Consider the following 20,713-nt stretch of genomic DNA (forward strand, 5'->3'; position numbering starts at 1 on the left):
CGAAGAACGGCGTCTGTGGCCAAAAGCGACAGCGTTGGCCAACAAGGGCCCGCAGTGGAAATCCGGAGGATTTTATGGAAAAGAAAAAACTGCAGACAAAGGAGTAATCCACTCACTTTGTCTACAGTCTGGGATGCCCCCGAGCCGGGGCATCCGTTTTTTTACCAGATTCCAATGATGTAGTACACCACAAGCGCCACCAGCCCGACGGGAACGCCGAACTTCGCCCATTCTCCGCTGGTGATCCGGAGCTTGCCTGCGGAGATGATGTTCGGGATATTGCCGGGAATCAGCATCCCGCCGCTGATCAGGAGGCCGAGAAGAATGGCACGGATGGAGTCAAACTGCATGAGCGGGCTGATCTCAGCGGCAGCCAGCGTAGCGTTGTCAAGAACGGCCGACAGCATGTTCATCCAATAAAGTGTGCCCGGTGCGACATCGGTCAGGTGCTCGCGGATCAAGGGCTCAAATCCGGCGCCGAGCATCGTAAGCGCCATGATGAAGAGGTAGACCTTGAATGAACGCGTGAAGATGGACGGTACCGGTTCGGGCGGCGGAGGCGTCCCGCCCGCCTCTTTTTCCGGCGGGTCGACCCAGACGGCAGCAAGCATCCCGAACAACAAAATGGCTGTAAGAACGTCGATACCGATCAGATTAAAGAGAAACGAAAACTCCGCATTCAGCTTCTGCACGGTAATGGTGGAGAGGGGCTCGCCGATCGGGGTGAGCGCGGCACCGAGCCCGATCGAGTAGCACGCAAGGATGACAAGCCGGATTTCCGACCGCCGTTCGAGCCCGAGCATGCCGGTTACCGTGACAAGCACGAGCGCCGCGATGATGGCAGTGATAATGCTTGAAACCAGGCCTAGCAGGATAACGAGCAGCGCATAAAGAAGCCTGTCGGGCATGACTTTGCGCAGCCAGCGGATGCTGCCGGTAAGCTGCCGGTAAAACAGGCGGAAAACGATGCCGGCAAAAAGGACTGTAAGGGTAATCGGCAGGGGGTCGGAAAAGGCCTGTCCGAGCAGTTCGCGATTCATCATTCCGCCAATGATGGCCGCAGCAATCCCCATGATAAGAAGGAACAGTTCCAGCTGCCGCTCGATCGGCTTCACGGCAAACGGCAGAACGAGGACAAGGAGAAGAATGATGAGGAGGCCGGTTGTCACGTCGATTGCTCCTTTGCTTCAGGCTATTTGCCATCTTATGAAGCGAAGCAGAAGGACATGTCCGCATTAATCGACATTCCCGTGTTCCGATTGGTCTGATTTTTCGTTATACTAAAGACTAGTTTCTAGAAATGAGTTGATGGTGCACATGAATAAAGATCTGTTCTTCGCCTTTTTCCGTGCGGGAATGCTCGGCTACGGGGGCGGGCTGTCCGCCATCCCGCTCATGAAGCGGGAAGTTGTCGACCGGTACAAGTGGATGGATGACGATGAGTTCTCGGACATCCTGGCCCTGGCGAACACGCTCCCGGGCCCGGTCAATACAAAACTGTCCGGCTATATCGGTTGGAGGCTCAATCGTTGGCCGGGCATGCTGTTTAGCATGGCAGCCACTGTTCTGCCGACAGCTGTTTTGATGATTGCCCTGCTGACGCTGCTGAATGCATTCAAGGACAAGCCATGGGTCCAGGGGATGGCAAGAGGGGTCATCCCGATTGCAGGTGTCATGATCGGGGTCCTGGCGATCGATTTTCTGAAAAAAGCAGGATTCGGGCTTGGCTGGCTGTTGACCGCTGTCCTCGCTATAGCCAGTCTTGCACTTACTGAATTCGCGGGTGTCCACCCCGCGATTATTATCGCTGTTCTGATTCTGTCCGCATTCGTCCCGCGGAAGAAGAAGGGGGCGGCGTCATGATGCTTTACTGGCAGGTGTTCTGGGCACACTTCACGTCCAATCTTCTCGGCTACGGCGGCGGTCCGGCAACGATTCCGCTACTTCAACACGAGGTGGTCGATCGGTACGGCTGGATGTCAAACGGGGAATTCAGTGAAATTGTCGCGCTCGGCAACGGTCTTCCGGGACCGATCGCGACAAAGATGGCTGCCTATATCGGCTATGATGTCGCAGGCATTCCGGGGGCTATTATCGCACTGTTCGCGACGGTCGCACCGTCACTGATCCTCATGGTCGTATTACTCGGAATCCTCATGCGGCACAAGGACGCGCCGCAGGTCAGACGGCTGACGAAGGTCGTCCGGCCTACAATCGCCGTGCTCCTCGGGGTCATGACGTATGATTTCTTTTTCGATTCGTTCACCGGTTCAGGCTGGATCCACACGATCCTCCTGATCGTTGCAGGTTACATCCTGCTCGAGGTCCGCAAAGTCAGCCCGACCTGGGTTGTCCTGGGGGCACTTATCTACGGCGCCATCTTCCTAGGCGGCTGACATCTATACATAAGGGGGAAATGATTCATGGATTACTTGTATCATCCGTTCCGCTCGCAGCGGCATACGGTATTCGCGAAAAATGGTGTGGTGGCGACAAGCCAGCCGCTTGCGGCACAGGCAGGAATCGAAATCATGCGGCGGGGCGGCAATGCGATCGACGCTGCCATCGCGACCGCGGCCGCGCTGACTGTCGTCGAGCCGACTAGCAACGGGATCGGCGGAGATGCATTTGCGCTGATCTGGACGGAAGGAAAGCTGCATGGACTGAACGCCTCCGGCCCGGCGGCAAAGTCTGCATCGGCCGATAAAGTAAAAGCGCTCGGACACGAGAAAATGCCGGTGTTCGGTGCCGTTCCGGTGACCGTACCCGGCGCACCATCCGCATGGGCGGAAGTGTCACGCCGGTTCGGAAAGCTGAGCCTATCCGAGACGCTTGAGCCCGCAGTACGGCTGGCGGAGGAAGGCTTCCCGCTCACGCCAATTCTCGGCAAGTACTGGGAAATCGCCTACAACAAATTCAAAACCCTTTCAGAAGGCAGTGAAGAAGACCGGAAAGCCTTCGAGGCATGGTTTGACACGTTCGCCCCTGACGGCCGGCCGCCGAAAACCGGCGAGATGTGGCGTTCATCCGGGCACGCAGACACACTTCGCCAGATAGGGGAAACCGACGGACGGGCATTTTATGAGGGATCGATTGCGGACCAAATCGTGGAATCCGTTCAGAAACACGGTGGCTTTCTGAGCGCGGAAGATCTCTCGGGTTATCAGTCTGAATGGGTCGAACCGGTATCCGCCAACTACCGCGGCTATGATGTTTGGGAGATTCCGCCGAACGGCCAGGGCATGGTTGCCCTCATGGCGATGAACATCCATTCGGCTGGTGGCCACCAGCCGGTCTACGGCGATACAGAGACGCTCCATCGCCAGATTGAGGCGATGAAGCTGGCGTTCACCGACGGCAAGGCATTCATCACCGAGCCGGACGACATGCCGGTCGAAACGGCTCAACTGCTTTCCCGGGAGTATGCGGAAAAGCGGGCAGCCCTCATCACCGGCCGGGCAATCGACCCCGAGCCGTACGAGCTGCCGAAGGGCGGAACCGTCTATCTCGCGGCAGCTGACGGAGAAGGCAACATGGTGTCCTTTATCCAGTCCAACTACATGGGCTTCGGATCCGGGATTGTGGTTCCGGGCACCGGCATCGCGCTCCAGAACCGCGGTGCTGACTTCTCGCTTGATCCGGGTCATCCGAATTACCTGAAGCCCGGCAAAAAATCGTTCCACACGATCATTCCGGGATTCCTCACGAAAGACGGGGAGGCGGTCGGGCCGTTCGGCGTCATGGGCGGTTACATGCAGCCGCAAGGCCACTTCCAGGTCGTCTCAAATACGGTCGACTTCGGGCTGAATCCGCAGGCTGCGCTTGACCAGCCGCGCTGGCAGTGGATTGGCGGCAAGACCGTTCAGGTGGAGCCGGACTTTCCGCTTCACCTTGCCCAGGCCCTCCAGCGGAAAGGCCATGACATTCAGATTGCAACAGAATCTGGCGGTTTCGGCCGTGGGCAGATCATTTGGCGCAACCCCGAAACCGGCGTGCTCGAAGCCGGCACGGAATCAAGAACCGACGGCTCGATTGCGGTTTGGTAATAAAAAACTGAACGCCGGCTTCCCGCCGGCGTTTTCTTGTGCCATAGGGAACGCTTCAAAGCACTGGTGCAGATTTTCGAAACACCCGCAGTCACTTTGGAAGCACTCAGCACCCATTTCAAAGTACCCGCCCCAAATTCAAACCCTCACAAAAAAGAACCAGCCCGAAAGGAACCAGCTCAATCAAAATTCAATTTATAATCCTCTTCCCGGATCATCTTCAGCCTGCGCGAGAAGATATAGATCAGACCAAGGTTCAGGAGAATCGGCAGGATGATGAAACTGCCGAGCATGATGGTGATGTTCCCGATGGTCCAGCCACCGTCCGCAAGCTTCATATAGTTCAGCGGTCCGACCAGTCCCGACAAGCCAAAGCCGGCACTGTACGGAGTGCCCTGGATGTTCAGGACGCCTGCCAGCCCGCCAAGGATGGCAGCGGAAATCATCATCGGGAAGGCGATTTTCGGCTTCATAAGGAAATTCCTCATCTGGATCTTTGGAGAACCGAGCACATGGGCAAGCGCGGTTCCGAGGGAGTTCGCCTTGTAGCTCGCGATTGCCAGGCCGACACCAGCCGCGACGATGCCAAGGTTGGCTGCGCCCGCTCCAATACCGGACAGCATAATGACGGTTGCTACGCCGACAGTCGAGAATGGCGAAAGGATCAGTACACAGAAGACGACGGCGATGGCCGCACCCATGAAGACCGGCTGCAGCTGCGTCAGGTACGCAACGCCAGTGCCGACAATCATCGACCCGCCTTTGACGTAAGGGAGTAGCAGATAACCGATCATGCCGGGGACAAGAATAGTCGCCGTCGGAATGACTAGTATTGCATATTCTTTCATCTTATCCCCGAGGAGCTTGACGAACAGCACCGCGAGAGCAGCAGTAATCCCAATATTCAGTGTCGTGCCGATTCCGGAGAGGGTAAAGACCCCTTCCGCTTCTTTAACGACCGCGCCGCTGCCGATCATTGCGGCGATTCCCACGCTCGCCGTTTGGATCGGAGTCAGCTTAAAGGAAACCCCGATCATCACGCCGATAATGACCGGCAACAGGCTCATCACGTAAACCGTAATATCCAACACATGCTGGAGTGAAGGGAAGTAGGGGATGAGCAATTTGAGGATTTCGCCCAATAAAGCGTTTGGTATGAGGGCAACGACAATCCCGATACTCATGCCGTTGAGCAAATTGGAAAAGAACTGTTTCATGAGGCGAAGACTCCTTCAAGGATAATGGGTCTCATTATAGGCATCATAAGTTATCAGGTCAATAGGATTTTTCGGAATATTTAGTGTAAACGCTTTCTGAACCGATTAATGAAAAGAGCAGAAGGGAAAAAGGGGAATAACGACCAAAACGGGAGGCGATCAAGTGCTGACATTCACAACGAGCATGGACGAGAGGACAGTCGCGTTTAAATTCGACGGGAGCCTGACAAAAGAAGATGCAATGAAACTGGACGAAGTCATATCAAGAAAATATGAAGAGGACGGCACCTTTAATATTTTCGCTGAAGTCGGTGCAGTCGATCTCCATACGATCCCCGACGCGCTAAGGAGTGTTCAATTCGACATGAGCCGCTGGATGTCTTTCAATAAGGTCGCCCTCATGAGTGAACAGAACTGGCTCCAGTTTGCTGAAGGACTGGGGATGGGGGAGATTGCCAAGCTGAAGACGAGGCATTTCAATCCGGGTGAGTACGACGCGGCGTGGGAGTGGCTGGCAAAGGAGTAATAGGTGTTGGAGCGGCTGTGATCTATTTGCAGCCGTTTCACTGTTTGGCCATATTCGTCTCGGCAATGTTTGAGCCGGCACGTGCAAATTTGGCGACCGCACTGGTTCATTTCGCGACCGCAGCAGCGCAGTTCGCGACCCCTCCTGCCGATTTCGCGCCCCGCATTCACTGTTTCAACCGGGTAGCCGGTTCTGGTACGCTAAGGGAAAGTGATAAAAGAGAAGGTGTCAGCATGATCACAGTAGTCGGCAGCATCAACATGGATCTCGTGGTGGGGACGGAGCGGTTTCCTAAACAGGGGGAAACGGTCTTAGGAAATCTTTATACGACAGTTCCCGGCGGCAAGGGGGCCAATCAGGCGGTGGCGGCAGCGCGCCTTGGTGCTAAGGTCGGGATGATCGGGGCGGTCGGCACCGATCCGTTCGGAGATGAACTTGCCTTGAATCTGGAGAACGAGGGTGTCGACACGAGCGACGTAAAGCGAGTAGAAGGTCCGAGCGGCATAGCGAATATCCTGCTTACGGAAAGCGACAACCGGATTATCGTCGTTCCGGGCGCCAATCATAAGCTGATGCCTGAAGACATTGAACAGTGCGAACAGGCCATAGGATCAAGCGATCTTATCGTCCTCCAGCTGGAAATTCCTATTCCTTCTGTTCTTCGCACACTTGAGATCGCCCACAGGCACGGGGTACCTGCCATTCTGAATCCAGCTCCGGCAGACGGCTTCACCGATGTATTCCTACAGTATGAGCCGATTCTCACGCCAAACGAGAACGAAGCGGCGATGATGTTCGGCGAGACCTGGGAACAGGCGCTCGAAGCCCATCCGAACCGGCTCATCGTGACGCTCGGCAAGGAAGGAGCGCGCTATTATGACGGAGAGCGGCATGTCCGGGTGCCCGGCATCCGGGTGAACGCGGTCGACACGACCGGAGCCGGTGACACGTTCAATGGAGCGCTCGCGGTTGCGCTGGCGGAAGAGATGCCAATGAAAGGCGCCATCCGCTTCGCCAATGCGGCAGCGTCCCTGTCAGTCGAACAATTCGGTGCCCAGGGCGGCATGCCGGGGCGCGAGGAAACGATGCGGAGATTACAACTGACTGAATAAAAAGCTCTTGGATACCTTACACCTCCCCCGGAAATTCATCTCTTAACATCCTAATAAGGCGTTGGCAAGATATGTATATCTTTGTGTATACTCAACGCTCTTTAGGATGTTTTTATATTCTTCAAAGTGCTGCCAGTGTAGTGTGTTTCTAGTTATGGGTCTGCGGTCCAGGGTCAGTGGCTGGTGATTTGCTCCCATCAGAGTCTCTGTTTCTTTGAAAGATTTTTTATGATTTGTCAGTAGTGTAGGTATAAAAACGAGCGGCCAAAAATATATTTATACTCTGGGGAAAATATCATATGCAAATCGGAGAGGGAGTTAAAGATGGTGGGGAAGAAGATGGTCAGTGTCATGGCAACCGCATTATTGATGACGAGTATGTTTGGGGCGAGTGTTTACGCAGAGTCGCCGGAAGACCTGAAAGACAAGATTCAGTTGCCGGGAAAAGTGGAGGCCAACCAAGAATTACTGGAGAAGATTGATATTGACAAATTAATCCAGAACCAAACCAATCAAAACTCATTCCGCTCCATGATTGAAAAGAAGGCAGAAGGCGACGTTCTCTATGAAGAGGAACCCAATGATTACGTTGAAGAGGCCGACAATCTGCCATTCATGTCGGTAATGGTCGCGAGTTTATACAGCGAGGACATTGATATTTACAAGGTAAAAGTGACCCGTAATGATCAGTACATGCTCATGATGGGCAGTACCTATGAGTTTGCGGTCGATGAGTTGCTTTATGGGGTGTTTGACAGCAAATTGGAGTACGTCGAACCGGTGGCTTATGATTTTTATGATTATGAAACCACCTATCAGATTGTGCCTGTAAAGAAAGGTGAGTATTATATTGCAGTATTAAGTGATTATTGGCGATACGGAGAAAGTTATGCGATGATCGCCGACACATTTAGTATTGTCGATGCTCCTAAGGTAAATGCCATTGATGACAATGACAAAGAAATAAAGGGGAAAGCGCAAAAAGGTACGACCGTCACTCTCCGTAACGGAAAAACCAAGCTGGGCTCCCCGAAGGTTGATAGCAAAGGGAACTTCAAGCTATCCATCAAACCCATCAAAGCCGGTTCAAAAATAACGGCAACGGCTACCGACGGGAATGGAAATGTCAGCAACACGACTACGGTCACGGTATCAGATAAAACAGCACCGTCAGCTCCGAAAGTCAATGCTGTCGATGACAATGATAAATCTGTATCAGGCAAGACGGAGGCCAATGCCACGGTAACCGTCAAAAACGGCAAAACAACTTTAGGAACGCCTAAAGCCGACAAGTCAGGGAATTTCAAGCTCAGCATCAAACCCGTCAAAGCAGGCACGAAGTTAACCTTTACCGCAAAGGACCCTGCAGGCAATGTCAGCAAAGCCACTTCGAAGACGGTAGTGGATAAAACGGCCCCATCCTTGACGGTCAAAGACATCTATTCCAACAGCAAAACGGTTTCCGGAAAAACGGAAGCAGGGGCAAAGGTAACCGTGAAGGTGGGCAAAACGACTTTGGGCTCCGGCGCCTCCAATTCCAAAGGCGAATTCAAGATAAAAATAAAAGCTCAAAAGAAAAAGACGACCATCACAATTTCGGCATCAGATAAAGCGAAAAATACAAAGACGGTGACCAAAAAGGTAAAATGATTTTTGGTCAGTAGGAGTAAATGAACCGTGACCCAAACCCCGGCCTATCCGTATTTTTTGTGACGGAATCCTGTTTTCGACCATGCAAAACCCCGAACTTGGACGTTTGTTGGACTGTCCATCGTTCGGGGTTCTGTCTGTTAATAGGGCTGAATGGCAGCGGCCGGTTTTTGTTCCAGCCCTTTAAGCACAGCATGATAAATCCGCTCGCAGTTCCGCTGGTCCTGAAACTTAATGACCCCTGAGATATCGACATCGTAGTTCTCAAAATGATGGTCTATCCTGTCCTTGATCAGATCCACCATTTCTTGTTCGGACTGGGCGATCCGGCCAATGAATGTATCCTCAATCGGACGCAGAATGCCTTTTCGGAAAAAGCGTTCATCATCGAAATGATAGTGGATAACCGGCTTTTTCATCTTGATGAAATCAAAGCTGACTGTACTGTAATCCGTGATGAGCAACGCGTGTTCGATAAGCAGGTCCTGCACTTTCCGGGAGCCAAAGGGAATGAAATTCACCTGGCTGTGTTCCAGGTTGATGTTCCTCTCAAAGAAATCCTGTGCCCGGTAGTGAGGGTAGAAGTTGAGCCGGATGTTGTGATGGCGGAGCAGGTTATTCAGGTCCGGATTATTGATGAGATTCACGTACTTACTGAAGTATTCGCTCTCGAGGAACTGCTGATCGGTATTGATCCAATCACGCCATGTCGGCATAAGAAGAATGTCCTTTGGCGGTTCCTTCTGGATGAGGCGATCAAACCGGGCCAGACCGGTGACCGCAACCTCTTCTGATTCATATCCCATTTCATCCATGACGATTTCTTCCTTCTCCTCGTCACTGCTTACGATAAACAAATCAAATGGCACATCATAAAACTTCTTGTGATACTCGACGTTCTTGCGGCCCAGGACACCATGCTGGAGAAATACTTTGTACGTATCCTCGTAATGGAAGAATCCCCTGGCTGTTTTGAACGGCAGAATATTCTCCAGGTCATGCGTTCCGAGCAGGACTCCCGCTTTTAGAGCAACGTCGTAATGTTCCTGTGAACCGAACTCCAGAACATGCGGATCATTGGAGACGTTCTTATAGTCCTTTGAATCCTTTTCAATTACGTAGTACGCCTCAACATCTGTATGGTCCCGCAGCCACTGATACAGGACGATCCCGTTGTCCTGGGCCGTGTCGGTACGTTCGCCGATCAGCCAGATATTCCGGTCCTTTAGTGCTCCTTCCTTGGTCAACTCAATGTTGGCAGGAACGGCGAATGTCTCGATTTTTGTGTTGTTGAACGGTGTTGTCGTAACCAGATAGTAGTGAAGGTTTCCTTCCGTGTCATGCAGGAAGTGCGAGTCATAGTAATTATCTTTGCGATAGTCCGATCCGCTGTAACGGATTTTCTCTTTCCGTACCGTCTGCCCGTCACTGTCAGTGATTTCAAGGAACAGGTCAATGATGGTTTTGTCTTTGCTTTTCAGGGAGGTGAGGTCCAACTGCTTCAGGTCGACTTCAAAATTTCCGTCAACCGGTACTCGGATCGATTGAAGCGACACGCGTTCTTCGAATAAAAGATAGGCCTTACAGCCGGTGAATTGTGAAAACCTGCCGACATAACCGATTAACTTGAAATCCGATATTCCCGTAATCCGCTTTCGGATGTCGGGTCTTTGGACTTTCGAGCCCAAGGACCTGTCTTTCCGTACATAGAAGTTGAAACGGGTCTGTTGGCAGTCGATGACATACTCGAAATAGGACTCTCCGGAAAGTGCCTTGCGTTCCAAACTGAACTGCTGTTTGATCGGCATCTCCCCGCCGCTTACGATGAAAAAGCGCTTGATGGAAAAGTTGGCGGCGAGTTCCTTAATTGGGATGGTTCCAATGAGTTCGTTTTTCCTTTGTTGCATGGGATAGTCTGAAGCTTCCTGTGTCATGGTATCTTCCACTTGTAAGATCGGGTGACCCTCCACTTGATAACAGGGGATCTTAACTTGAATGGAGTCATTGCTCCGCTCAAACCGAATTGAATCCGATTTGAACGTATGGGCGGACGCGAATAAACAGGCATAGCCGTACTGATTTTTGAGGGTGACCTCATGGTTGAACGATTTAAGTTCCGCCTGCCAGCTCCCATCCGGTACGAGCGGATAAAGCACCCCCTGCCTGTGGAGGAACAGTCTCCACGTTCCAAGAGAAAGAGCCGTAAAGTCAGTAATTTCAATGCAATCCTCACTGATGAGAGGACACTCGAGGATTCTGAGTTTGTGATTCTGGAATGCATACAATTGAACGGGCTGTTCCGGAAAGTCCGAATCAAGGGGCCTGCCGGTCTTCAAGACAAGTCGGGTGTATCCGGAAGAGTGTCCTTTGACAGGGAGAGTATCGGTATGGAATTTGAGTTCCGCGAATTTCCGATAAAGCAGAATCGAACGGTCTACACGAGTAATAATGTATTTTCCGCCCAGCAGAATACCGGAAGCGTCATTTATGGAGGAATCATCCGAGACGGTGATCCACATTCGCTGCCCATTAATGAACAGCTGAATCTTCAGCCTGTTCTCGATTTCGCTCAGGGAAGCTTCACGCACATGGAGAGTGAGGCGATGGTTGTTGATGAGCTTATACGGAATCGGTTTCTCGTTTTCACCTTCTGAAACGGTGACAGAGATTTTCTTGAGCGGTGTCCAGAAATTTCTCAGAGTAAGATGAAAGACAAGGCCGTCTTCCTGCCGGCTAACGTCTGACACAGTCACTTTCTTGACGAAATATTTTCTTGCGCTTCTTAGCTGATTCCAAATTTTTGCTCGGATGGATGACATGATCAACTCTCCTAAGTAGCGTGATCCATGAGTAATTGGCTGATATAGAGGGCAATATGGCAACCGATTGATACGCCTTTCGTTTGTGAAAGACTTAAGGGGCGTACGTTCACCCGTGCCTATTCTTCCGCAACTTAGAATGATTTAACCAACAAAATGGCGAGGGATAACTTGGTTTCAGCGTGACTGTCGGTTGGCTAAGTGTGGGGATGCCTAAAAAGTGATGACGGTGTTCAAACCAGATGCGCGATAAAGGCTCAATTAATATGTATGTCAATAAATTTAGTGATAATAAAAAGAGGCTGCACAGAAAACTTCCTGTGCAACCTCTTTTTATAGTTGTTTCATATACCACGTATCCATCGTCCCATGCTCGGATCCGTCCAGCGGCCGATCCAGTTTCCGAAAGCCGAGATGTTCATACAGCCGATTGGCCACTCGGAGTTTTTCCATGGTTTCCAGGTAGCAATGTGTATAGTGTTCCTTGGCAAAGCCGAGTGCGGTATTCATCAGTTGCTTTGATAGGCCTTGCCCCTGAGCTTCCGGCTTAACATACAGTTTCTGCAGCTCGCAGACGCCTGCGTGATCCCCGAATGGCGCGATTCCGACACCGCCCATGACTTCTCCATGTTTAGTTGTCACCACCCAGTACTTTGAATTCGCCAGCCCTTTATAGTAACCCGCCAGATTGCTCAGTTGCGGATCGAAGTAGGCGGTGCCCGGGATGTTCAGCCCGAATGACTCCAGTGAGCGTTTGATGATCCACTCGATGGCCGGATTGTCTTTTTCCTCGATTTCCCTGATTTCCATAGGTTCATCCCTCGTTTTTTGTCCTGAATCCAATCTATCTTCTTCTCTGTGAACATGCAAGGCGATTTCCATCGGTTCTAATCCCACCCCGTCAAACTTACCTTATAAGAAAGGCTTCCGGGAAAGGGGCGGGAGAGATGAGGGTGGACGGCGTGTTCTCGGGAGGCGGGCTTAAGGGGCTCGCGCTCGTAGGGGCATACGAGGAGTTGGAGAAGCAAGGGCTGACGTTCCGAAGGATTGCGGGTACGAGTGCGGGGTCGATCCTTGCTGCGTTCATCGCGGCCGGCTTTACATCAAGGGAAATCGCGGATCTGCTTGCCGATCAGGATTTCAGCGAGTTGCTAGACCGGCGGGCCTCGCTCGTGCCGACGCGCTTCATGAAGTGGCTGAACTTATATTGGCGTATGGGGCTTTATCAGGGAAGGGCGCTCGAGGACTGGTTCACGGAGCGGCTTCTTGAGAAGCAGGTGTATACGTTTGGTGACCTCGAGCCGGGCAGGCTGAAGTTGGTGGCCTCAGACCTGACGAACGGCAAGATGCTTGTGCTTCCGGATGATCTGGAAAAGTACGGAATTCCGGCCGAGACATTCCCGGTAGCCCGGGCGCTCCGGATGAGTTGCGGGATTCCCTACTTTTTCGAGCCGGTCCGGCTGTTCACGTCAGGCGGGGAAGCGATCGTTGTTGATGGAGGGGTACTGAGCAACTTCCCGATGTGGATTTTCGACGATGAAAAAGGAAAACGTGAAAGACCGGTCATCGGCTTGAAGCTGAGCCGAAGCCAGGAGGATCGCCAGCCGCATCAGATCCATAACGCGCTTGATTTGTTTGAAGCGCTGTTTTCGACGATGAAGAACGCTCATGATGAGCGGTACATCTCGAGAGAGCACGCCCGGGATGTCGTCTTTATTCCGATGGATGATGTGAAGGCAACCGACTTTGACATGGACCGTGAACAGATGGAAGTGCTCATGGAGAGAGGACGGGAGAGGACACGGCTGTTCCTGAAAACATGGCGGCATACAACCGTGCCGGGCAGGGCATCTGTGCGGGTAGTCTAATACTAAATTGAGACGGATCGCAATCAGCATGCGGTCCGTCTTTTATTCAGATAATAGACTAACTAATTTGAAATGAATTTAAAATATGATTATACTCATAAATATTCATTTGTACTAACATCAGAGAGGGGACAAAAGGGGAAATGGAAGAGAGTGACAAGAAAAAACGCTGGGAAATGCCTGATACATACGTAATCCTATTTGCTGTCTTATTGATTGCGGTGATCTTGACTTATATTGTTCCGGCCGGTTCCTTTGAGCGGGAAACCGTGGAGGGAGTCGAGCGGGTCGTTTCGGGAACCTACAGCCAGACGGAAGGAAACCCGGCGGGCTTTATGGATCTGTTCCTTGCCCTGCAGCAGGGGATGGTGGAGTCGGGGGACCTGATCTTCCTGGTGCTGTTTGCGGGAGGTGCATTTGAGATTATTGAACGGAGCGGTGCCATCAGGGGCGGGATTCTCCGCGCGGTCAATGTGACCAGGGGGAAAGAGTTCTGGCTGATCGCAATTATTTCCATCCTGTTTGCGCTTGGCGGGGCAGTAGGGGCAGTCGCAAACTCGGTCATTCCGTTTGTCGCAATCGGGTTGATCATCGCACGTGCCCTGAAGCTGGATGCGCTGGTCGCTGTAGCGATCACATTCGGTGCGACGTTTGCCGGGTTCAACGTCGGTTTTCTCAACCCTTATACAGTCGGGGTGGCACAGACGATTGCCGACGTTCCGCTGTTCTCCGGAATGGGGCTTAGGATCGCCGCGTTTGTCCTGATTGTCGGCGCGACGATCTGGTATACGTGGAGGTACGCGAAGCGCGTGCTGGATGACCCGTCAAAAAGCCTGATCGGTGTCCTTGATGATCAGAGCCAGGACGGTTCATTGGATGCACCTTTCACGCCCAGACATAAACTGATCCTGTCGTTCGCAGGAGTCGCGTTGGCGTTCTTCGTCTTTGCGACCATCAAGATGGGCTGGACGATCAATCATATGGCCGCATTTTTTATCTTCATCGGACTGGTTTCAGGGATCATTGCCGGGATGAACTATAATCAGCTGACGATGGCATTTATGGAAGGCTGCAAAAATCTTGTATACGGAGCTCTGATCATCGGGGTTGCCAGAGCCATATTAATTGTCATGGAGAATGCATACATACTGGACACCCTTGTCCATGCCCTGTCGGTTCCGCTGGAAACACTGCCTCCGGTCTTGGCAGCTCTCGGGATGTTTGCAGCGAATGGGGCCCTGAATTTCCTCGTGCCTTCCGGAAGCGGACAGGCCATGATTGCGATGCCGATCCTGACACCGCTTGCCGACATGCTGGGCATCACCCGGCAGGTCGCGGTACAGGCATTCCAGTTCGGAGACGGATTCACCAACAGTATCTTCCCGACATCCGGACCGCTCATGGCCAGTCTGGCCGTCGCAGGAGTCGCCTGGATCAAGTGGTTTAAGTGGATACTGCCGCTGTTCGGCATTTGGGTACTGATAGCTGTTGTCATGCTCAGTGCCGCGGTTCTTATGAACTGGGGGCCGATCTGAATAGCAGTGAAGAACATAAAAGCCGGGCCGCCTCATCAGGCGGTCCGGCTTCATCTATTAGTGCTGGCCTTTCTTTTTCCCTTTCAGCTCAATTCCCGCGGCGGATCCACTCCGGCTGGAGTCCGCGACGCCGAGGAAGGTGCCGTTCTCGTGGTCGATCTGGATGCTCTGGACGTTGCCGATCGTAACTGGAGCCTGTCCGAATCGGTGGCCCATGCCGTTCAGGTGGGCCCGTACACCTGCAGGAACGCCGTCTTCAAAACGGTATGAAGTCAGGCTGTTTGTGTAGATGCGCGGTTCCTCTACCGCAGACTTCAGGTCCATGTCATACTCGATGGCATAAAGAATTGTCTGTAGGACCGACGTGATGATGGTTGGACCGCCCGGCGAGCCGACAGTGAGGACCGGCTTGCCGTCTTCATAGACGATGGTCGGTGTCATCGAGCTGAGAGGACGCTTATAAGGCTGGACTTCGTTGGCTCCGCCCGGAACCGCGTCAAAGTCGGTGAGTTCGTTGTTCAGGACGATGCCGTAGCCCGGCACCATGATGCCCGAGCCGAATAGCTGCTCGATTGTTGTCGTGTAGGAAACGACATTGCCGTACTTGTCGGCGACGGTAAAGTGGGTCGTCTCGCCGTACTGCGTATTTTCAGGCTGCGCGACTGCAGCGGTCGGGGTTCCCTGTGATTCATACTTCCATGGGTCGCCTGCAGCAGGTGCCGGATTCACTTGATCCAATGAGATCAGCGCTCGGCGTTCTTCGATATACCTGGGATCCAGCAGGCCGTTCACCGGCACATCGACAAACTCCGGATCACCTGCATAAGCGGCCCGGTCAGCATACGCCAGGTGCATCGTTTCAGCAAGGAGATGGTATTTCTCCCAGGCCTTCACGTCATACTGCGCCAGGTCGAAGCCGTCAAGGATGCCGAGCATCTGGAGAAGGAACACCCCTCCGGAGCTTGGCGGCGGCATACTGGCGATGTCGTAGCCTTTGTACTTGCCCCAGATCGGATCGTCGATTGTTACGTCGTAGCGGGCTAGGTCATCCGATGTCATCGAGCCCCCGTATTCCTGGACGGTTTCGGCAATTGCATCGGCGATCGGACCTTCATAGAAGGCATCTGTTCCCTTGGCTCGGATGAGTTTCAGTGTGTTGGCGAGATCATCCTGCACGAGCAGTTCGCCTTCTCCGAGCGGTTCTCCGCTTTCATCGAAGAACACTTCCCGCGCGGCAGAGCGTTTCAGTTTTTCTTCATTGTCCTCGATGGCTTCCGCCAGTACCAGATCGATCGCGAAGCCGTGATCGGCGAGTTTGATTGCCGGCCCAATCAGCGACTCGAGCGGACGGGAGCCCCATCGGTCGAGCGCTTCCTCGAGGCCTTTCAGCGTACCCGGCACTCCGACGGACGTCCCGTGCATCACCCGCTCGGAAAATGGAACCGGGTTGCCGTTCTCATCCAGAAACATATCCGGTGTTGCACCGCCCGGCGCACGTTCGCGGCTGTTCACGATCGTCGTATCGCCGGTCGCCCCGTCATGGACCATCATGAATCCGCCGCCCCCGATGCCGGACATCATCGGCTCGGTGACATTTAATGCGAATTGGATGGCGACTGCGGCATCAATCGCGTTGCCGCCCTTTTTCAGCACATCCCGGCCGATCTCTGTTGCCAGCGGATGTGCGGTCGCCACCATCCCGCCATTTGCTTCCGCGACCTCCGGAAAGCTCTCGTAATCGATTTCCCCCTGCGGCTTTGCGCTTGCCGTCACCGGAAAACTCCCGGCGATCAGCGTCATCCCCAGCACAAACGCCGGCCATTTCTTTTTCAACACAAACAAACCCCTCCCCCTAAACTTGGTCGTACTCATCTACTATAGAAAAGGGTAGAGAGTGCCGCAATGAGATTTCAGAAAGTTGGGTCATTCGTCATGTGGGAAGAGTTTCTCGCTAAATCTTTCGCACCCATTGAGAGGAGCAGGAGCACCATGGATTATACGTAAAATGGAAATGATCATTATCCGAAAGAAAGTGGCTGATATCACAGCAAAGTGGTCGAAATTCTGCGGAATGTGAACGATGACTCCGATTCGATCTGGATGCTTTCCAAATTAACGTTCCCTTTACGAACTTCAACAACAGCTTAACATTCCGAAAACAATCGGACGATACGATAAAAGCGGAGTTAATCACAGGAGGTGCTTCGGATGAAGGTGGATCTGCATATGCACTCGGTGTTTTCGGACGGAGAACGGACGCCGCGCGGCCTCATGGACTTGGCGGCGATACAGGGATTGTCCTGCATAGCCATCACGGACCATGACTCGGTGGGTGCTTATGCGGAAGCAAAGGCCCATGAAGAACGTACAGGCGTCCGGGTGATTCCGGGAATCGAGCTGAACACGTACGGACCGAACGGTGAACTGCACATCCTTGGTTACGGATTTGACCCGGATCATCCGCTGATGAAGGCACACTGCGAGTGGCGCAGACAGGAGCGGGAGTCCTGGAGCCGGAAGATCGTCCGCCGGCTGAACAGGATGGGCTACGAAATTCCTTGGGAAGACTGCCGCTCAAAAGCAAAAGGCGGAGTAATCGTACGGACGCATATTGCCAAGGTCCTCGTGGAGCACCGTTATTTCCACGACGTGGAAGAAGCATTCGACCGGCTGCTCGCATCGGGAAGCCCCGGCTATGTCGAGCGCGAAACGTTTTCGTCAGCAAAGGCGATCGCCCTGATCCATGAGTGCGGCGGCTTCGCCTTCCTCGCGCATCCTGGCATCTACCGGTTCGGCTTCAGCATCGACCGCGTCGCGGATGAAGGGCTCGACGGTATTGAAGTGTATTATACCGGCCATTCCGAATTGGAAACGGTCCAGTGGTGGGCGGAATCGGAGCGGCTCGGTCTGCTGAAAAGTGTCGGCAGCGACTTCCATGGGGAAGGCTCGCGAAATCCACAGTTGCCGGGCTCAGTCGACTACGATCAGCAAGAGGTGCATGACTGGCTAAAGCAAATCCTGCCGAGTGAGGAGTTAAGCACGATGAGGAGGGAATGATTTTTCATACGTGTTTTTCTAGGGGGGTACAACTTCCCGGTTGGGGAGATGTACCGTTTTGCCGGACTCGGAGGAAACAAAAAAAGCTGCTCTCCATACGGAATAAGCAGCATAGAACCAAAATTAATTGTGGAAGTCGTAAAATGAACCAGGCAGCCAGTCTGAGCCAAACAAAGCATCGTACATGACTGTTCGATAATCATTCACCAGCGCCAAGAGGTCTTCGTCTATTTCTGAATTTAAGACGACTCCTAGATCGGTGACGATGAAGTCCCTGGCAATTCGCTTTACGCCGTTACTTAGCATTTGGTCCATCAGAGCTTGGAACGGAGTTACCTTATAATTCCCTTCTTTAAGCAATACAGTGGTAAGGAAAATCGGAGAAATTCCATTCAGTTTCAGGCCGCCTTCGCTGCGCCCATGGTTCATATAAATCAACCATGGTGTTTCATGGAGCAGCGCCCCCGGGAATTGTTGCTCCTTTCCTCTAAACAGGCTTGGAAAATGGTCCCCGTAAAGGATTAGGTTAATCTCCTGATCTGATTCCGAAAGAGTACCGATCAGATCCTCAAACGCCTCGTCGGATGCCCGTAATCCTTGCAAATAGTTCGTGAGGCCTTTTGATTCCTTTTCGGGAAACACATCATAATTGATCTTAGGGATGTAATCCATATCCGGGATTTCTCCAGTATATGGAGAATGATTTTGCATGGACAAAGCGTGGATCATGCCTACGTTTTCATTTCTCGAGACCCTCAAAATGTCTTTATGAAACTCTTCATCGGAAACTCTTTTATGAGTTCCCAATTTACCGGTATGCTCAATTCCATTATCCAGATAAAGAAAGTCATCAAACCCTATGGCAGCGTAGACAGATTGTCTCTTGTAGAGATGGGGCGTATACGGATGCAAAGCCACTTTTTCATTTTTAAAGTAGTCTAGGACTGTATGATGATTTTTGGATTGTACATAAAAGTCAGAGTAAGGTGTTACAGCCATAGGGTCATTGAATACTTCAAGACTGAAGGAAGTCAGTACAGACCATTCAATATTGGCAGTCCCACCGCCGATATATTGGCTATACATTTTACCGCTACTATGCTGATCACGTAATTCTGAGAAAAAGGGGGTCGGCGTGCCGTTCTCGAGCAGCCCCGGCAGTGCCATTGGGTCGATCAGCGTCTCGCTCAAGTAGTAGATCGTTTGGGAGTTACTAAGTTCCTTATCCCGCTGTTGATTGATCAATTCCGAAATCCCGGTGTACTTTTCATTAATAAGTTCGATCTTTTCTTTGCCATAGTCACTTGGTTTGACCATATATTCAGGCTTGACGGTTTGAAGAAAAGTCGGAATAAATCCATTCCGCTTTGCGCGAAGCACCGGATTAAAGTTATGGGTTTTCTCCTCTTCATATTTCATTACATATTGATTGTAAGCTGCCGGCTGAACCAAAATGGCAGAAAAGAGAAGAACTGCGGTCAGCAAAATAACCACTCTGTATTTCAGGCCAATCTCCAACCCAAGTTTCTTGGAAAGTTTCTTACTAATGAAATGGAGCAATGCCAATAAAGAAATAATGGAAACAATCACGAATAAAGCCATTCCGACTGTTACGTCGATAAATGATAGCAGTTCCTTCGGCGAAGCAATCGCTTGCAATTCTTTAAACGTAATGAACTCATTACGTTCTTTGACCTTGACTTGATTGGCAAAAATAATAGTGCCAAAAAGAAGGTTGGTCACAAGAACACTAACGAGAAATGTGCCAAATATCGCATATATGATCAAAAAGATTAATACGACAAATGAAGCACCGTTATAGAAGGAGTCATTTACTCTAAATTCTTCATCCATAGAAAAATCGACGAATAAGCTTTTGTTCAGCCAATCTACTATAACTTCTGAGTTAAATTTCAGGACAATAAAAATTAATATAAAATAGCATCCAAACAATGCTGTTTTCTTGATCGTCGACAATCGCTTTTCCTCTTTCTACATAGGTTGTCTAGGGAGAATTGCACTATTTTTTTTCAAGAGATATCCACTTGGGTGGTATTAGTATAATATTGTATCTTGTTCTCTACAACAAGCCCATTTAAAAATTCTCAACCTGCTTTAAAAAGATAAAAGCCTCCCAATAATATGAAGAAGTGGGGGCTGATATTTTTATAAAAGCTAATCTAAGGAATAGCAGCCGCTTCCGTAATGAATTAGCCAAAAAAAAAGCTAAAAAAATCTTTTCTTTTGGCAATTATAGTATAATGTCAAGTATGAAAGTGAGAGAGGGGATAATTAGGGTTGGAAAATAAGGTGCTTAAGGTGATTGTTTTATTAGTATTTATTATGTCGATGGCATTGCCATCGGCTTCTTTTGCTAGTACAGACACAATGGAGCCACAGCTAAACGATCAACAGGTTAATCTCAAGTCTGAAGAGATAAATAAGGAAGAAAGCGTTGAAAGTCAAAAAGAGAAGAAAGAAATAAATACTGAACCTAGTATTATAGATACCAAGGGTCTTGATGAATTATCAACGATTGAAAAAGGCGTAGAGACAGAGTCCGAAACTATTAGTGACGAAAAATCTGATGTGATGGCCCCTAACTCAACTGAAAAGGCGCACTCTGCGGCTGACATTCCGAATGAGGAAATCAATGATGAAATAACTCCAAAAAAAAATCAGGTCGTTGATACTAGGCACACTCGGTTTATCGTTGCACAATCGAGTAGCGTAAAAAAAGTGACCGGGATAGAGCAAAAGACGAGTCGTCTAGGGCACCTGAGAAGCTCCGGTGTCCGGATCTACAAGAGCTATGCAAGTCAGTCGGATTACATGAATGCAGGATCAACCTATACGAATGAAGTCTACTACATTAAAAAGCAG

The 20,713-nt window shown here is 51.3% G+C and carries 16 protein-coding genes; 10 read left to right on the forward strand and 6 right to left on the reverse strand.

Annotated features, from left to right (window positions below):
- Positions 1-161: 161 nt before the first annotated feature.
- Complete coding sequence (locus KHA84_RS02825; protein ID WP_213422017.1) at positions 162-1,169, reverse strand: DUF1646 family protein; 1,008 nt, start codon at positions 1,167-1,169, stop codon at positions 162-164.
- Between the two features lie 139 nt (positions 1,170-1,308).
- Between KHA84_RS02825 and KHA84_RS02830 the strand changes: the two genes are divergently transcribed.
- The 3 genes from KHA84_RS02830 to KHA84_RS02840 are packed head-to-tail and all read left to right on the forward strand — an operon-like array spanning position 1,309 to position 4,046.
- Positions 1,309-1,863, forward strand: coding sequence for a chromate transporter (locus KHA84_RS02830; RefSeq protein ID WP_213422018.1), 555 nt, complete (start codon positions 1,309-1,311; stop codon positions 1,861-1,863).
- Positions 1,863-2,396 carry a chromate transporter gene (locus KHA84_RS02835; RefSeq protein WP_213422409.1) on the forward strand — a complete coding sequence of 178 codons (534 nt, stop codon included), beginning with the start codon at positions 1,863-1,865 and terminating at the stop codon, positions 2,394-2,396. The genes KHA84_RS02830 and KHA84_RS02835 overlap by 1 nt, the downstream gene beginning before the upstream one ends.
- A gap of 27 nt (positions 2,397-2,423) precedes the next feature.
- A complete protein-coding gene (locus KHA84_RS02840) occupies positions 2,424-4,046 on the forward strand; it encodes a gamma-glutamyltransferase family protein (RefSeq protein WP_213422019.1) in 1,623 nt (540 codons plus the stop codon).
- Positions 4,047-4,225: 179 nt separating this feature from the next.
- Here the strand turns inward: KHA84_RS02840 and KHA84_RS02845 are convergent, their stop codons facing one another.
- Positions 4,226-5,263 (reverse strand): PTS sugar transporter subunit IIC, encoded by a 1,038-nt coding sequence (locus KHA84_RS02845; protein ID WP_213422020.1) that lies wholly within the window; start codon positions 5,261-5,263, stop codon positions 4,226-4,228.
- Positions 5,264-5,426: 163 nt separating this feature from the next.
- Here KHA84_RS02845 and KHA84_RS02850 point away from each other — a divergent pair, with 163 nt between their 5' ends.
- From KHA84_RS02850 to KHA84_RS15560, 3 genes are all read left to right on the forward strand, one after another.
- Entirely contained in the window at positions 5,427-5,789 is a 363-nt protein-coding gene (locus tag KHA84_RS02850) for a SpoIIAA family protein (protein WP_213422021.1), read from the forward strand.
- A gap of 233 nt (positions 5,790-6,022) precedes the next feature.
- Positions 6,023-6,901: a ribokinase gene (gene rbsK, locus KHA84_RS02855; protein ID WP_213422022.1), complete on the forward strand. Its 879-nt coding sequence runs from the start codon at positions 6,023-6,025 to the stop codon at positions 6,899-6,901.
- A 327-nt stretch (positions 6,902-7,228) separates the two neighbouring features.
- The gene (locus KHA84_RS15560) at positions 7,229-8,551 is read left to right on the forward strand and encodes an Ig-like domain-containing protein (RefSeq protein ID WP_213422023.1); all 1,323 of its coding nucleotides are present in this window, start codon (positions 7,229-7,231) and stop codon (positions 8,549-8,551) included.
- A gap of 140 nt (positions 8,552-8,691) precedes the next feature.
- Here KHA84_RS15560 and KHA84_RS02865 read toward each other — a convergent pair whose 3' ends face one another.
- Together KHA84_RS02865 and KHA84_RS02870 are read right to left on the reverse strand one after the other, a co-directional pair.
- Positions 8,692-11,370: a CDP-glycerol glycerophosphotransferase family protein gene (locus KHA84_RS02865; protein ID WP_213422024.1), complete on the reverse strand. Its 2,679-nt coding sequence runs from the start codon at positions 11,368-11,370 to the stop codon at positions 8,692-8,694.
- A 333-nt stretch (positions 11,371-11,703) separates the two neighbouring features.
- A complete protein-coding gene (locus KHA84_RS02870) occupies positions 11,704-12,180 on the reverse strand; it encodes a GNAT family N-acetyltransferase (protein WP_213422025.1) in 477 nt (158 codons plus the stop codon).
- Between the two features lie 137 nt (positions 12,181-12,317).
- On the opposite strand from KHA84_RS02870, the gene KHA84_RS02875 reads away from it, so the two are divergent.
- Entirely contained in the window at positions 12,318-13,238 is a 921-nt protein-coding gene (locus KHA84_RS02875) for a patatin-like phospholipase family protein (RefSeq protein ID WP_213422026.1), read from the forward strand.
- A 143-nt stretch (positions 13,239-13,381) separates the two neighbouring features.
- Positions 13,382-14,773 carry a YfcC family protein gene (locus tag KHA84_RS02880; RefSeq protein WP_213422027.1) on the forward strand — a complete coding sequence of 464 codons (1,392 nt, stop codon included), beginning with the start codon at positions 13,382-13,384 and terminating at the stop codon, positions 14,771-14,773.
- A gap of 57 nt (positions 14,774-14,830) precedes the next feature.
- Here KHA84_RS02880 and ggt read toward each other — a convergent pair whose 3' ends face one another.
- A complete protein-coding gene (gene ggt / locus KHA84_RS02885; RefSeq protein WP_213422410.1) occupies positions 14,831-16,573 on the reverse strand; it encodes a gamma-glutamyltransferase in 1,743 nt (580 codons plus the stop codon).
- A 408-nt stretch (positions 16,574-16,981) separates the two neighbouring features.
- Here ggt and KHA84_RS02890 point away from each other — a divergent pair, with 408 nt between their 5' ends.
- On the forward strand, positions 16,982-17,830 hold the full coding sequence (locus KHA84_RS02890) for a PHP domain-containing protein (protein WP_213422028.1): 849 nt from the start codon (positions 16,982-16,984) through the stop codon (positions 17,828-17,830).
- Positions 17,831-17,953: 123 nt separating this feature from the next.
- Here KHA84_RS02890 and KHA84_RS02895 read toward each other — a convergent pair whose 3' ends face one another.
- Positions 17,954-19,807, reverse strand: a complete 1,854-nt coding sequence (locus tag KHA84_RS02895; RefSeq protein ID WP_213422029.1) for an LTA synthase family protein — start codon at positions 19,805-19,807, stop codon at positions 17,954-17,956.
- Positions 19,808-20,128: 321 nt separating this feature from the next.
- On the opposite strand from KHA84_RS02895, the gene KHA84_RS02900 reads away from it, so the two are divergent.
- On the forward strand, positions 20,129-20,713 hold a 585-nt coding region (locus KHA84_RS02900; RefSeq protein WP_213422030.1), incomplete at its 3' end, for a hypothetical protein.

The sequence above is a fragment of the Bhargavaea massiliensis genome, from assembly GCF_018390575.1.
GTDB lineage: Bacteria > Bacillota > Bacilli > Bacillales_A > Planococcaceae > Bhargavaea > Bhargavaea massiliensis.